The organism is Ensifer sp. KUDG1 (assembly GCF_050434285.1).
Taxonomy (GTDB): domain Bacteria; phylum Pseudomonadota; class Alphaproteobacteria; order Rhizobiales; family Rhizobiaceae; genus Ensifer.
In genome coordinates, this window is the sequence record NZ_JBNDIG010000002.1 from 35,279 (window position 1) to 49,916 (window position 14,638).

At 64.0% G+C, this 14,638-nt stretch carries 12 protein-coding genes; 4 read left to right on the forward strand and 8 right to left on the reverse strand.

Annotation, left to right across the window (positions count from 1 at the left end; genetic code table 11):
* Positions 1-63 precede the first annotated feature (63 nt).
* Positions 64-2,058: a CocE/NonD family hydrolase gene (locus tag M2267_RS05640; protein ID WP_429113112.1), complete on the reverse strand. Its 1,995-nt coding sequence runs from the start codon at positions 2,056-2,058 to the stop codon at positions 64-66.
* Positions 2,059-2,133: 75 nt separating this feature from the next.
* Positions 2,134-3,738: an ABC transporter substrate-binding protein gene (locus M2267_RS05645; RefSeq protein ID WP_429113114.1), complete on the reverse strand. Its 1,605-nt coding sequence runs from the start codon at positions 3,736-3,738 to the stop codon at positions 2,134-2,136.
* Between the two features lie 163 nt (positions 3,739-3,901).
* Between M2267_RS05645 and M2267_RS05650 the strand changes: the two genes are divergently transcribed.
* Positions 3,902-4,696, forward strand: a complete 795-nt coding sequence (locus tag M2267_RS05650; protein ID WP_429113116.1) for a helix-turn-helix domain-containing protein — start codon at positions 3,902-3,904, stop codon at positions 4,694-4,696.
* Between the two features lie 59 nt (positions 4,697-4,755).
* Positions 4,756-5,097: a PAAR domain-containing protein gene (locus M2267_RS05655; RefSeq protein ID WP_429113118.1), complete on the forward strand. Its 342-nt coding sequence runs from the start codon at positions 4,756-4,758 to the stop codon at positions 5,095-5,097.
* A 132-nt stretch (positions 5,098-5,229) separates the two neighbouring features.
* On the opposite strand, the gene M2267_RS05660 is transcribed toward M2267_RS05655, so the two are convergent.
* Positions 5,230-6,204: an alpha/beta hydrolase family protein gene (locus M2267_RS05660; protein WP_429113119.1), complete on the reverse strand. Its 975-nt coding sequence runs from the start codon at positions 6,202-6,204 to the stop codon at positions 5,230-5,232.
* Between the two features lie 155 nt (positions 6,205-6,359).
* Here M2267_RS05660 and M2267_RS05665 point away from each other — a divergent pair, with 155 nt between their 5' ends.
* Positions 6,360-7,253, forward strand: a complete 894-nt coding sequence (locus tag M2267_RS05665; RefSeq protein ID WP_429113121.1) for a LysR substrate-binding domain-containing protein — start codon at positions 6,360-6,362, stop codon at positions 7,251-7,253.
* A 15-nt stretch (positions 7,254-7,268) separates the two neighbouring features.
* On the opposite strand, the gene M2267_RS05670 is transcribed toward M2267_RS05665, so the two are convergent.
* Positions 7,269-8,744, reverse strand: a complete 1,476-nt coding sequence (locus M2267_RS05670; RefSeq protein WP_429113122.1) for a LuxR C-terminal-related transcriptional regulator — start codon at positions 8,742-8,744, stop codon at positions 7,269-7,271.
* A gap of 222 nt (positions 8,745-8,966) precedes the next feature.
* Here M2267_RS05670 and M2267_RS05675 point away from each other — a divergent pair, with 222 nt between their 5' ends.
* A complete protein-coding gene (locus tag M2267_RS05675; protein WP_429113124.1) occupies positions 8,967-9,221 on the forward strand; it encodes a DUF1127 domain-containing protein in 255 nt (84 codons plus the stop codon).
* Positions 9,222-9,273: 52 nt separating this feature from the next.
* Here the strand turns inward: M2267_RS05675 and M2267_RS05680 are convergent, their stop codons facing one another.
* From M2267_RS05680 to M2267_RS05695, 4 genes are read right to left on the reverse strand one after another with little or no spacing between them, the layout of a single operon-like run.
* Positions 9,274-10,905, reverse strand: a complete 1,632-nt coding sequence (locus tag M2267_RS05680) for an ABC transporter ATP-binding protein (RefSeq protein ID WP_429113125.1) — start codon at positions 10,903-10,905, stop codon at positions 9,274-9,276.
* Positions 10,898-11,725 carry an ABC transporter permease gene (locus tag M2267_RS05685; RefSeq protein WP_043624703.1) on the reverse strand — a complete coding sequence of 276 codons (828 nt, stop codon included), beginning with the start codon at positions 11,723-11,725 and terminating at the stop codon, positions 10,898-10,900. Before M2267_RS05685 ends, M2267_RS05680 begins: the two co-directional genes overlap by 8 nt.
* Complete coding sequence (locus M2267_RS05690) at positions 11,722-12,858, reverse strand: ABC transporter permease (RefSeq protein ID WP_429113128.1); 1,137 nt, start codon at positions 12,856-12,858, stop codon at positions 11,722-11,724. Before M2267_RS05690 ends, M2267_RS05685 begins: the two co-directional genes overlap by 4 nt.
* On the reverse strand, positions 12,843-14,432 hold the full coding sequence (locus M2267_RS05695) for an ABC transporter substrate-binding protein (RefSeq protein WP_192446814.1): 1,590 nt from the start codon (positions 14,430-14,432) through the stop codon (positions 12,843-12,845). Before M2267_RS05695 ends, M2267_RS05690 begins: the two co-directional genes overlap by 16 nt.
* Positions 14,433-14,638: the final 206 nt, after the last annotated feature.

Genomic DNA, 14,638 nt, shown 5'->3' on the forward strand with positions numbered 1-14,638 from the left:
AAGACAGGGCCGCCGGACCGGGCGTGGCGGCGGTCGGCCACCGGCCCGCTCCGTGCGCGAGGCTCACATGAAATCGCGCGGGATGCGCTTCTTGAAGTGCTTCTCGAAGATCGGCGTGTCTCCCTCGTAGGCGACGACCTCGGCCTCGGTGATCCACTCGCTCTGTGTGCAGTGGAGCGTCGAGGTCGCGACGGTGCGCACCGACCAGCCCTCGCGCTTGGCGACGCAGGTCCAGGTCGAGGTGCCGATCATCGACAGCGGGTCGTCCGGTGCGATCGACCAGGTCTCGTCGCGGACGTCCTGGGTGGCAAGGCCCGTATCCGGATGTTCGGAGAGCCCGGTGTCCTCGTAGATCCGGTAGTGGGTCATGCCGTGGGTCATGTCGCGCTCGACGGTGCGGCTCGAAACACCGCGTGTCAGCTCGCGATACTTCGGCAGCGGATCGGGGTTCTCCGGCTCGGGCACGACGATCTCCTTGTGCGCGCCGAGCAGCGGCAGGGCGAGCGACAGGCTTGCGGTGTCGATCGAAAGACCCGGGTCGGTGGGGGCGGGAAGGATCAGCGGCCAATAGGAGGTCGAGAGCGAGACGCGGATGCGATTTCCCGCGCGGAAGCGGTAGCCGCAGGCATCGAGCGTAAGCGTGATCCGCGTCTTGCGCCCGGGCTCCATGGCGCGCGGCTGGGCGTTGCCGTCGCGGTGCGCCAGGTTGAGCACGCCGAACGCGACGCGGGTGGCGGTGCCATCAGGATGCACGTCGACCAGGCGGACGGCGAGATTGGCGGTCGGTGCCTGGCAGGTGACGTCGACGGTCAGCGTCGGCTGGCCGAGATAGTCGGCGGCTTCCAGCAGCGGCGCGGTTTCGAAGACAAGCGAGCCGGCATCGTCGATGCGCTGGTCGCCGGCCATTTCGGCATCGGGCTTCAGCGTGAAGTATTCGCCGGATGCCGTGCCGGTATCGAGCGGCGATTTCAGGTAGACCTCGCCGATGCCGGTGCCGCCGGCAGATGGCGTCAGCCGGCCATCATGCGAGACGCCGAAGAGCTGCATTTCCGGTGCGGTCCAGGCGTCCTTCGCCACCCAGCGACCGGGATCGCTGTCACGCCGGAGCGACGGGCGCGGGCCGTCGAGGATATAGGCGCGCACCTGCGGCCCGCTCTCGGCGCCGTTTTCCTCGTCGCGCAGCCAGCGGTTCCACCAGAGGATCGCCTCGCCATGGAAATCGGCGCGCGGCTTTGGAAAGGCGAAATGCGGGTACTTGTGCACCCAAGGGCCGATCAGCGCCTTGGCCCTGTCGCCAAGGCCTTCGACCGCCTTCAGGGGCGTGTTGCGGTAGCCGTCGGCCCAGCCGGCGATGACCAGCGCCGGGATGCCGACCCTGTCGAAATCTTCGCAGATAGAGCCGTGCTGCCAGAATTCATCGCGACGCTGGTGCTCCAGCCACTCCTCCATGAAGAAGGGTTCTTTCTCCAGCCGCTCCATCCACATCTGCTTCCAACGGTCGCCGACGATCGCGGGATCCGGCGAGCGCGACTGGTAGCCGAGCATGGTCGCCGCCCAGGACAGCTGGGCCGAGAGATGGCAGCCGTTCTTGTAGTGGATGTCGTCGTTGTAGCGGTCGACCGTGGAGGCGATGGAGATGACGGCTTTCAGCGCCGGCGGTCTCAAGGCCGCGACCTGCAGGCAGTTGAAGCCGCCCCAGGAGATGCCCATCATGCCGACCTTGCCATTGGACCAGGGCTGGGCGGCGATCCATTCCACGATCTCGCAGCCGTCGGAAAGCTCGCGCGGCGTATATTCGCCGTCGATCACGCCTTCGCTTTCGCCGGAGCCTCTGATGTCGACGCGGACGCCGGCAATGCCGGCGGCGGCAAAGACGGGGTAGGTGGACTCGTCACGCAGGCTCGTGCCGCCCTGCTTGCGGTAGGGCAGGTATTCGAGCACGGCCGGAACCGGTTCGGCCTTAGCGCCGGCGGGCATCCAGATGCGGGCGGCAAGCTCGGTGCCGTCCTTCAGCCGGATCCATTCGTTTTCGATGACAGTGAATTCGCGTTCTGACATATGGTTCCAACGATCTCTTTTGTTCTCTCGGGAAGTGCCGGACGCGAACCCGCGTCCGGCTTTCATCGCAATGGCTTAGCTGTCGAACCAGACGCGGCTGCCGACATAGCCGTTCGAGAGGTCGTTGCCGATGTCGTCGACAAAGCCCTTGAGCGAGGCGGAGGCGGCGTTCACGTAGTCGTTGAAGACCGGCAGGATCAGGCCGCCTTCGTCGCGCACGGTCATCGCCATGGTGTGATACATTTCCTTGCGCTTGGTCTCGTCCAGTTCGGAGCGGGCCTGCAGCAGGAGCTTGTCGAAATCCTCGCGCTTGAAGCGCGTGTCGTTCCACTCGGCGGTCGAGAGGTAGGAGGTCGAGTAGCGCGAATCCTGCGTCGGTCTTCCGCCCCAATAGGAGGCGCAGAAAGGCTGCACGTTCCAGACATTGGTCCAGTAGCCGTCTTCCGGCTCGCGGCGCACTTCGATCTCGATGCCGGCCTTCTTGGCGCTTTCCTGGAAGAGCACGGCGGCGTCGGAAGCCCCGGGGAAGGCGGCGTCGGAGGTGCGCAAGAGGATCGGCCGGTCGTGGCCGGACTTCTTGAAGTGGAAGGCGGCCTTGTCCGGGTCATAGGCGCGCTGCTCGATGCCCTCAGGCGCCAGCGCATAGTTGCCGTTGACGGGATAGTCGTTGCCGAGCGTGCCGAAGCCGCCGAGCACCCGGTCGAGGATCGCCTGGCGGTCGACCGCATATTTCAGCGCCAGCCGCAGGTCGTTGTTGTCGAAGGGCGCGGTGTCGCAATGCATCAGGAAGCTGTAGAAGCCTTTGCCGGCGGTCCTGAGGATTTCGACGCGCGGCGCGCGCTTCAGGAGCGGCACGGTCTTCGGGTCGATGTTGTTGATGAAATGGACCTGACCGGAGGAAAGCGCTGCGATGCGCGCCGTCGTGTCGTTCATCACGATGATCTCGACACTGTCGACGAAGCCGCGGTCGGAACGCCAGTCGTCGGCGTTCTTCTCGAAGGTGGCGCGCAGGCCAGCCTCGTAGCTTGAAAGCTTGTAGGGACCGGTGCCGATGGGCGAGGCCGGATTGTCGACGCCGCCCTTCGGCTGAATGATCAGGTGATAGTCGGTCAGAAGCAGCGGCAGGTCGGCATTGCCTTCGGTCAACGTCAGCACCAGGCTGCCTGCCTTCTCCTCGATCGTCTTGATCGAGCGCATCAGCCCGAGCGCGCCGGACTTGGAGCCTTCGTCCGCATGGCGCTTCAGCGTGGCGACGACGTCGGCAACCGTCAGCTTGCTGCCGTCGTGGAAGCTGACGTCGCTGCGGATCTTGAAGGTCCACTCGGACGCATCGGCCGAGGGTGTCCAAGATTCGGCAAGCGCCGGCAGCGGTGCGCCGGTCTTCGGGTCGGATTCGACCAGCGTATCGCCCCAGAGGTGGCCGATCACGAAGGAGACGGAACCGCTATAGGCGGCGGGGTCGAGCGAGTCCGTCGTGGCGCCGCCCTTGAGGCCGAGCTTGAGATGGCCGCCACGCTTCGGCTCCTGAGCCCTTGCGTCGGTGGCGGCGAGCGTGCCGGCGAAACCGGCCGCGAGGCCCAATGCTGCGGTGCCGGCCAGGAAGCTGCGCCGGCTGAGGCCGGCCGAGGCAAGGCTCGCAGGGACAAGGAGGCCGTCAGGACGCTTGGTGAATTCGGTCATTCTAGGGTTCCCTTTGGAGTGATGCTTGTTAGGGAAAACCTAGCGTTTGCCGGCCGGCACACAATTTCGCGACTTGACGCTTCTTTACGCTCTTTTACGCTACCTGCGTGCTTCCTGTTCGACAGGGATTGGAAGCGCGTTGAATGGGGTTCGAAAAAGCACCGTGCAGGACATCGACATCTTCGCCGCCAATCTCAAGTTTGCCTGTGCGACGCGACGGTCGATCTCGCAAATCTGCCGCGAAATCGGTATCAACCGCCAGCAGTTCAACCGCTACATCGGCGGCGAGGCGCGGCCATCGGCGCACAATGTGGCGCGCATTGCCCGCTTCTTCGGGCTTTCTGCCGAAGACTTCGCATTGCCGGCCAAACAGTTCGAGGCGCGCATGACGCGGCCCGATCGAGACCGCTCGGACGCCGGCCTGCTGCTTGAGGGTTTCCCGGGCGACATCGCGGGCCTCAGACGCCATATCGGCTACTACCAGACCTATCACGTGTCGCTCTCCTGGCCGGGGCTGGTCGTCTGCTCCTGCGCGCGGATCTACGAGGAGGCAGGCTCGATCCGGGTGAAATCGATCGAGCGCATCCGCGATCCCGCAAACGAGATCCAGCAGTTCTCGAAATATGTCGGCCTCGTCACCTTCTGGCGAAACCGGATCTTCATCGCCGAGCGCAGCATCGGGCGCGAGCCGATGCTGGCGCAGACGATCCTTTTGCCGTTCGAAGTGCATCAGCGGGTCTATCTGCGCGGCACCACCATGGGGGTCTCCTGGCGCAAGGAGAACCTGCCTTACGCGTCGCGGATGATCTGGCGCTCGCTCGGGGAACAGCCGGACTTGCGGCAGATGCTTTCGCGCTGCGGCGTGCTGTCCTTCGGCTCGCGCCACCTGCCGCAGACGGTGCGAAACTTTCTCGAAACACCGGATGCGGAGCCGTTGACGGTACCGGCCGAATATTGAGGTGCGGGTGCGACCGTGTGATAGCTTGCGTCGGCAAGCGGGAACAGGAGGAGGGGATCATGAGATTTGTAGCGGCTGCCGTCGCCAGCCTATGGGCCTTCATGCCGGGGCCGTCGGCAATGGCGGAGGAGGGCCAAGCGCCGATCCCGTCCTGCGCGCTTTCGGGTGCGTCCAGCGTGATGATCGGCGGCCAGCCGGCGCTGCGATTGTCCGACGTCGCAAATTGCCCGCCGGAACTCTACGAGGTGGTGCCGAGCATCATGATCGAGGGGCAGCCGGTCGTGCACTTCCGCGCCGGCAGCGGCGAAAAGGGCGATTGTTCGGCCAAGGGCGAGGCGACGGTGACTTTCGAGGGCGAGGCGGCGCAGCGGGTGGGCGACGTCGATTGCCGGCAGAAATGACGGTTGCCTGGCGCTCCGATACCATTAGATTTCTCCGCGCCACGCGATGTCGCATGTCCGTTCCGACTGAACGAGCCGGAGCGCCCCTGCTGGCTATCGCCACGGTAACCGCTCCGGCTCCGCCTCAAGGCGTCAGTTCATGTATTTGGCCAGATAGGACAGCACCTTCTCGGGGTGACGGCCGAACCAGTTGTAGCCGTCCTCGAAGCGCTTGGTCGTACCCTCGATCCAGTAGAGTTCCTTGTCGTTGCTCGCCAGCGCGTCGAAGGTGCTCTCCGCGTCGCTCGGGTTGTTGATGACGGCATCGTCGAGCACTTGCCACATGAAGACCGGCAGCTTGACGTTCGGAGCCCACAATCTGCCCGACATGTCGGCGGCAGCAAAACCACCGAGCTTCAGTATCTCCAGGTCGATCAGTTCCTGGTACTGCGTGATGCCCTGGTAGCCCGAAAGCTTGGTGAAGACCGACGTCATGTTGGGAACCAGCGGGCTGAGCAGGCATTTGACGTTCTCGAACAGCTCGGGATGCTTGGTGATGGCCGCATACTGCGAAACGCCGCCCAGGCACTGGCTGAACAGTGCAACGTCCATCTTGCCCAGGCGCGGATGGGCATCGACGAATTTCTTCACGCCGACGCAGTCACGCCATTCCCACTGGCCGACGCCGCAGACGCCGCCGTTGGCAGCACCGCTCTGTCCGTGATTGCGGAAGTCGTAGGTCAGGACGTTGTAGCCGGCATCGGTCAGGTGCTTGTATTGGATGACGAAGTCGATCTCGACCGGCTCGATGAAGTTGCCCCACGGCGCGCCCATATGGCCGGGATAGCCGGCGCGGCACATCGGAAGCGCATGGTTGAAGATGACGAGCTTGTTGCTCTCGCCACCCTTGGCCGGGATGTACCAGGCTTCGAGTGGCGTGCCGTCGTCCGACGGGATGGACAGGTCGTACCATCCTTCCATGCCGTATTCGTCGGGGTTCTTGAAGATGAAGCTGCGCGGCATCTTGACCATGCCGGCCAGTGCCTTGACCTTGGCGTGATCTTCCGGGGAGATGGTTTTTTCCTGCTCCCGCGCCCTCTGCATTCTTTCCTTTGAAATTCCGGTCATAACCAAATCTCCTCTGACTGCCCTGCCGAGACACGATGTCGGTGGGTATGGGGGCATATTAGGTGAGCGAATTGATCGGATAAACCGCCTGGACATGACATCAGTGTTAAGTGATAACTGACAATATGCCTCTGGATCCTTCCTTGCTTCCTGCCATGGCGTGGTTCGTCCACGTGGCCCGCCGCCGCAGCTTCACCAAGGCCGCCATGGAAATGGAGGTGACGCGCGCAACCGTGTCGCAGCACCTGAAATCGCTGGAACGACACTTGAACGTGCGGCTCATCAACCGCACGACGCGCGACATGTCGTTGACCGAGGAGGGCCAGCGTCTGTTCGATGTGCTGCAGCCCGCCTTTGCCGCGATCGAAGGCGCGGTCACGGACCTGGGCGAGGCCGGTACGGAACCGTCGGGCACGATCCGGCTATCCGTCTCACGCGTTGCCGCGCGGTCGTTGATCGAGCCGCATATGGCGGCGTTTCTGGCGCGCTATCCGAAGCTGCGGCTGGAACTGGTGACCGACGACGGTCTCTCCAACATCGTGGCCGAAGGGCTCGACGCCGGCATCCGATTGGGCGAAAGCCTGGACGAGCACATGATTGCGGTGCCCATCACGCCGCCGCTGGAGATGGCGATCGTCGGATCGCCTCAATATTTCCAGCGCCACGGCATTCCTGAGACGCCTCAGGAGCTGAAGCAGCACAATTGCCTGTCCTATCGCTTCACCTCGAGCGGCACCATCGACCGCTGGACGTTCCTCACGCCCGACCAAGAAGCACGCGCCGTGATCTACGAACCCCAGGGCAACGCCATCTTCAACGACGACGACAGCATGTTGCGTGCGGCGCTACAGGGCGTCGGCCTGGTGCAGCACCTCGACCTCTGCGTTCGTCCGTATCTGGAGGATGGCACTTTGGCGCGTGTTCTTCTGCCGTGGGTTCATCCCCGTCCGGCGTTCTTTCTTTACGTCCCGTCGCGCGCTCAGATGCCCGCCAAGACCCGAGCGCTGATGGACTTTCTTGTCGAGCAGCGCAAAAAGCTGGCTCCATAACGTTTGGCTTGGGCTTCATGCCGTTGAAGCGGGGCCGGGTAAACCAAGCCTCGCCAGGCGCGCACCCTCCCGAACGGCCGAAAGCGCCGGCGGATTGGAGATGGGATAGCCGGCAATGAAGCCCTCGACCGTGAACGACGGGAACTGGGTGCGCAGCCGCGACACGACCTCTGCCGCTTCCTCCATCTCGCCAAGGTGCGCATGCGACATCGCCTGGAACATCAGCGTGTTGGGCGATTCCTGCGAACTTCTTTCAAGCGCGGACAAGCATTCGCGATAGCGCCCGACGACGAAGAGAACGCGCGCGAACATGCCATGGTACCAGGGCGGGCCAAGCGGGTTGAGCGAGAGTGCGCGCTCGATGAAGGGAATCCCGTCGGCGGGATCGCCGACGATCAGGGCCTTGGCTCCCGCGAGAAGCGCCAGGGTATCGGCGTTGTTCCTGCCGAATTCGAAGGCACGTGCGTGCGCCTCGGCAGCGCCGGCAAGGTCGCCGAGACACGCCTTGAGGTCGCCGAGGCAGGTGTGGCCGGCAGGGTCGGTGGGGTCCAGCCGCACGGCTTCGTCGACCGCGCGCCGCCAGTTGCGGAAGGCTTCGTCGAGGTCGTCGCCGAAGCCGTTCGCCGCCTGGATGGAATGGGCATAGGCAAGTTCGGTCCAGGCGCGTGCGCGCGTCGGATCGAGTTCGATGGAGCGGGTGAGCAACTGCATGGCGGCGGCGTTGCCGTCGGGGCTGAAGCGATTGTGCTGTTCGACGCCCAGCAGGAAATAGTCGTAGGCCTGTAGGCTGCCCGGCGGCTTCTGTCGGCTCGCCTTGCGGCCGATGGCGGCCAGCGTGCCGAAGCAGCCGGCGAGCACGTTGATGACGCTTTCGGTGAGGCTGTCCTGCAGCGTCAGTACGTCTTCCATCGTGCGCTCGTAGCGCTCACTCCAGAGCGTCATGCCGGTGCGGGTATCGGAAAGCTGGATCGTCAGGCGGACCCGCCGGTCGTCCGCGCGCAGCTGCCCGGTGATGGCATAGGTGGCGCCGACCGCCTGGACGTGGTCTTCGAAACTTTCCGGCCGGTTGCCGAGCAGCTTCATTGTGTGGAAGGCGATGACGGGGAGATCGGCGAAGCGCGCGAGGTCGACGCAGATGTCGGATGACAGCCCGTCGGCGAAACGGTGCCAGCGCTCCTCCGGATTGAGGCTTTCAATGGGAAAGACGGCGAGCGTCGGCGAAGCGGGCTCGGCGTCGCGCAACGGCGCGACCGCCTCGGTCGCCGTTTTGCCGGCCACCATCTGCGCGACCGAGGCGGCAAGCTCGATCTTGTTGCGAACGCCGAGCTTGCCGTAGATCGTCGCCAGATGCGTGCGCACCGTCGACGGCGCGATGAACAGCGCCTCGCCGATTTCGCGATAGGTCAGGCCGGCGGCAAAACGCTCGGCCACGGCGCGCTCGCGGTCTGACAAGGCTTCGGTGGCGACCTGTGGTGTCGGGATACGGTTCATGGCTGCTTCCTGCCATCTGACCGGGCCGTTTTCAATGGCGGCATACGGCAAGGTGCCACAGCGCCCCTTGCGCGTCCAACGGGACGCGCGATGCTCCCGGCAAAATACTACAAATGCAGGAGAGGAAAACACAGCAGCTGCGCGATGTGGCGCGCGTTCGACACGCCTAGAGTTCCGACAGTGTTTCAACGCCCCAAGGGGCCAGAAGAGGTGGGAACGGCGATGAGCAGCCTGCTTTCCGGAATGTCCGATTTCTATCACGCCGTCCGGCTGGATCTCAGCCAACCGGCAAGGCATCTGGCCGACAGCCTTGGCCGTCACGATCCCTTCCGCATCCTTGTCATCTGGGAGGACCGCGTTCGCGTCCGCGAGCAACTTCAGCGGATGGCCGACCAATATCCGGAGCGGCTGAGGGATATCGGGATGACCGTGGCGCAGGTGCGCGCTGAGACGAACAAGGCCTTCTGGCAACGCTGATTGATCCGGGGAGATGGGAAAGGCGGCACGCGGCGTGCCGCCTTTTCGTTTTTCAGTTGCCGGCGCTTTCCATGCGCCGTGTTTTCAGCACGCGCTCCAGCCAGCCGATCTCCATCTCCGGAACCGACTTCAGAAGCAGGTCGGTATAGTCGTCGAAGGGCGGCGACAGCACCTTCGACTTCGGACCGAAGCGCACGAGGCGGCCGCGATGCATGACTGCGACGCTGTCGGCGATCGCCCGGACGATGGCGATGTCGTGGGTGATAAAGACATAGGAAACAGCGGTTTCCTCCTGAAGCTTCAAAAGCAGATTCAGGATGCCTTCGGCGACGAGCGGATCGAGTGCGGAGGTCGGCTCGTCGCACAGGATTAGCTCCGGCTTCGCCGCCAAGGCGCGGGCGATCGCCACACGCTGCTTCTGGCCGCCCGAAAGTTCCGCCGGGTACCGATCGAGGAAGCGGCCGCCCATCTCGATCTGGTCGAGCAACTCGTTCACCCGCTCCGTCTTCTTCTGGCCATGTAGGCCGAAGTAGAAGGAGAGTGGACGCCCAACGATGTCGCGTACCGTCTGGCGCGGGTTCATCGCGGTATCGGCCATCTGGTAGATCATCTGGATGCGGCGAAGCTCGTCGTTGCTGCGGCCCTTCAAGGCGCGCGGCAGTTCCTTGCCTTCGAACGAGATGCGACCCTCGGTCGGCGGCAGAAGCCCGGTGATGACGCGGGCGAGCGTCGACTTGCCTGAACCGCTTTCGCCGACGATCGCCAGTGTCTGGCCTTTCGGCAGATGCATCGAGACATCGTGCAGGACCTTAAAGCCATTGGCATAGCCGGCACTGATATTCTCGATCTTCAGCTGCGTCCCGGTCTGGTCGGCGGCTTCCTCGCGTTTCGTCTGGCGGACGCTGACGAGTGCCCGGGTGTAGTCTTCCCGCGGCGCTTCGATGATCTGTTTCGTCGAGCCGTATTCCACCGTCTTGCCATGGCGCAGCACCATGATGTCGTCGGAGATCTGGGCAACGACCGCGAGATCGTGGGTGATGTAGAGGGCCGCTGTGTGCGTTTCCTCGATCGCGTGCTTGATTGCGGCAAGCACGTCGATCTGGGTCGTCACGTCCAGCGCCGTCGTCGGCTCGTCGAAGACGATCAGCTCCGGATTGGGGCAGAGCGCCATGGCGGTCATGGCGCGCTGCAGCTGCCCGCCGGAGACCTGATGCGGGTAGCGGTCGCCGAAGGTTTCCGGATTGGGCAGGCCGAGCACCCGGAAGAGATAGAGCGCCCGCTTCTTTGCCTCGTCGCGGCTCATGATGCCGTGGCGCAGCGACGCCTCGATCACCTGGTCGCCGAGCCTATGGGCCGGGTTGAAGGCGGCAGCGGCCGATTGGGCGACGTAGCAGACGCGGGCGCCGCGGATCGAGCGGATACCGTGTCTGTCGAGCGTCAGGATGTCCTTGCTGTCGAGCAGGACCTGGCCGCCGGTGATGCGCACGCCGCCGCGGCCGTAGGCGAGTGCCGAAAGGCCAATGGTCGACTTGCCGGCGCCGGACTCACCGATGAGCCCGAGCACCTTACCCTTCTGAACGTCGAAGGAGACGCCCTCGACGAGGGTGACGACCTTGGGCGGCTCGCCCGGCGGATAGCTGGTCGCTTCGATCTTGAGGTTCTTGACGGAAAGCATCTCAGGCATCGCCGCGTCCTCCCTTGAGGCTGGAGGTCCGTTTCATCAGCCAGTCGACGACGAGGTTGACGCAGATCGCGAGTGTCGCGATCGCCGCACCCGGGATGAGCGCTGCCGAGATACCGAAGATGATGCCGTCCTTGTTGTCCTTGACCATGCCGCCCCAGTCGGCTGCAGGCGGCTGGATGCCGAGGCCGAGGAAGGAGAGGGTGGAGAGAAACAGGATGGAGAAGGCGAAGCGCAGGCCGAATTCGGCGAGCAGCGGCGACAGCGTGTTCGGCAGGATCTCGCGGAAGATGATCCAGAGCGAACCTTCGCCGCGCAGCCTTGCGGCTTCGACGAACTCCATGACCGCGACATCGAGCGCGACGGCCCGGCCGATGCGGAAGACGCGGGTACTGTCGAGCACCGCCATCACCAGGATCAGGATCCACAGATGCTGCGGCAGCACGGCGAGAACGACGAGGGCGAAGATCAGCGTCGGGATCGCCATCATCAGGTCGTTGAAGCGAGAGAAGAGCTGATCGGTGAAGCCGCCGACGACCGCGGCCGTGAAGCTCAAAAGCATGCCCAGCGAGAAGGAGAGCACGGTTGCCGCCAGCGCCACGAAGATGGTGGTGCGGGCGCCATAGATCAGACGCGAGAGCAGGTCGCGACCGAGATTGTCGGTGCCGAGCAGGAAGTCGCCGCCGGCCGGAAGCCAGACGTCGCCGACCACGTCGCGCTCGCCGAAGGGGGCGATGACGGGTGCGAAGAGGGCGCAGAAGATCGCGATCGCGATGCCGGCGATGCCGATCCAGGCGCTGAAGGGAATGGATCTCAGGTTCATCGCGGATGCCTCAGTCTCGGGTTGGCGATGATCGCGAGAATGTCGGCCGCCATGTTCAGGAAGATGTAGAAGGCGGCAAAGATCAGGCCGCAGGCCTGAACGACCGGCATGTCGCGCACGGTCACCGCATCCACCATGTATTGGCCCATGCCGGGATAGACGAAGACCACCTCGACGACGACCACGCCGACGACGAGATAGGCAAGGTTGAGCGCAATGACGTTGATGACCGGCGCCACCGCATTGGGGGCGGCATGGCGCGCGATGATGCGGAACATGCCGAGCCCCTTCAGTTCCGCCGTCTCGACATAGGCCGACGACATGACGTTGAGGATCGCCGCGCGGGTCATGCGCATCATGTGGGCGAGAACGACGAGAACGAGGGTCGCGACGGGAAGCGCGATCGCCGAGAGCCGTTCGGTGAAGGTCATGCTGTCATAGACGGTCGCGGGGAAGGTCGCGACGCCGTATTTGACGGCAAAGAACATGATCAGCAGATAGCCGACGAAGAACTCGGGCAGGGAGATGGCCGCGAGCGAGACGACGTTGATGATCTTGTCGGGCAGCCGGTTTCGAAACTGTACCGCCAGCATGCCGAGCCCGACGGCGAGCGGCACGGAAACGAGGGCCGCGAAGAAGGCGAGGAACAGCGAGTTGCCGAGGCGCTTGGAAATCTGTTCGCCGACCGAGTTCTTGCTCGCCCAGGACGTTCCGAAGTCGCCCTGCAGGGCGCCGCCGAGCCAGGAGACGTAGCGTTCGGTCCAGGGCCTGTCGAGGCCGAGATCCTTGCGGATGTTTTCGACAGCCTGCGGCGTTGCCGACTGGCCGAGATAGGTTGTGGCGAAGTCGCCCGGAAGCGCCTCGATGCCACCGAAGATCATCAGCGATACGGCAAAGAGCAGCCCGACGCTCAGGCCGAGGCGCTGCAGGACCAGCGCCGCGAGCGGGCGGCGGAAGGTGAAGCGCCGCCAGAAGGTGCCGCCGATTTCACCATTCGAGGGATTGGCGGCAGGGTTGGGTTTTGCTGGTACTCCGGAAAGTTCGGCAGACCGCGGGTGTGTTGCACCCGCGGTTCCATCCGTCGAAACCGGACCAGTGAGCGGTCCGCTTTCCATCATCATGCGTCCAGCCATACCCGGGTTGCGACATAGCCGTTCGACATGTCGTTGCCGATATCGTGCACGTAGCCCTTCACCTGCTTGGTGGAGGCGTTCACGAAGTCGTTGAACATCGGCAGGATCAGGCCGCCTTCGTCACGCACCATCATGGCCATGGTGCGGTACATGTCCTTGCGCTTGGCCTCGTCGAGTTCGGCGCGGGCCTCGAGCAGGATCTTGTCGAAGTCCGGGCGCTTGAAGCGGGTGTCGTTCCAGTCGGCGGTGGAGAGATAGGCGGTCGAGTACATCTGGTCCTGGGTCGGGCGGCCGCCCCAGTAGGAGGTGGAGAAGGGCTGCACGTTCCAGACGTTGGTCCAGTAGCCGTCGCCCGGCTCGCGCTTGACCTCGATCTCGATGCCGGCCTTCTTGGCGCTTTCCTGGTAGAGCACGGCCGCATCGACCGCACCCGGGAAGGCGACGTCGGAGGTGCGCAGGAGCACCGGACCGCTATGGCCGGATTTCTTGTAGTGGAAGGCCGCCTTGTCCGGATCATAGGCGCGCTGCTCGATGCCCTCGGGGAAGAGGGCATAGGTGTCGTTGATCGGGAAGTCGTTGCCGACCTTGCCGTAGCCGCCGAGGATGCGCTGGACCATGGTTTCGCGGTCCATCGAATATTTCAGCGCCATGCGCAGGTCGTTGTTGTCGAAGGGTGCGGTGTTGCAATGCATGATGAACACGTAATGGCCGCGGCCGGAGGTGTTCAGGATCTCGACCGTCGGCGCCTTCTTCAGAAGGTTGACCGTCTTCGGATCGACGCGGTTGATGTAGTGCACCTGGCCGGACGAAAGGGCTGCGATGCGGGCAGTCGCGTCGTTCATGGCGATCAGCTCGACCGAGTCTACGTAGCCGCGGTCGGTGCGCCAGTCGTCGGCGTTCTTCTCGAAGGTGGCGCGAACGCCGGCTTCGAAGCTCGTCACCTTGAAGGGACCGGTGCCGATCATCGCGTCCGGTTTGTCGATGCCGCCGCCCGGCTGGATGATCAGGTGATAGTCGGTCAGAAGCAGCGGCAGGTCGGCATTGCCTTCGGTCAGCACGAGCACCAGCTTGTCGCCGTCGGCCTTGATCTCCTTGATCGACTTCATCACGCCGAGCGCGCCGGACTCCGACTTTTCGTCGGTGTGGCGCTGCAGGGTCTTGATGACGTCGTCGAGCGTCAGTTCCTTGCCGTCATGGAACTTCACGCCCTTGCGGATGGTGAAGGTCCAGGTCGAGGCATCGGCCGACGGCTCCCAGGATTCGGCCAGCGCCGGCACCGGTGCGCCTGTGGTCGGATGGCTTTCGACCAGCATGTCGCCCCAGTTGCGGCCGACGACGAACATGAACTGCGAAAGCGCCTTGGCCGGGTCCTTCGAGTCGGTGGCGGCAGCGCCTTCAAGACCGAGCTTCAGGTGGCCGCCGCGCTTCGGCTCCTGCGCCTGAGCGCTGGTGGCAAACAGCGTGCCTGCGGTCGAGGCGAGAATGCCGGCAGCGGCCGCGCGGCCCAAAAACTCGCGGCGGTTCATCTTGCCGAGCATGACCTGGCGTGTGAGGTAATCCTTGTAATCGCTCATTCCCCTGTTCCCTTCTGTTGTCGGCATTCGCCGTTCGTAGTGGTTGGTAGAGATTGCTGCGTACAGCCATTGTATCAGATGGCTTCGGATCGGCCTGACGGCCGCTTTTTCTTCTCTTTCTGTCGTCTTCTCCTTCCCCAGCCAGGGGCGTCCTTCGTTCAGATCGATAAGCGTAATCGCTGGAACTCTTCTTGTAACGCCCTAAA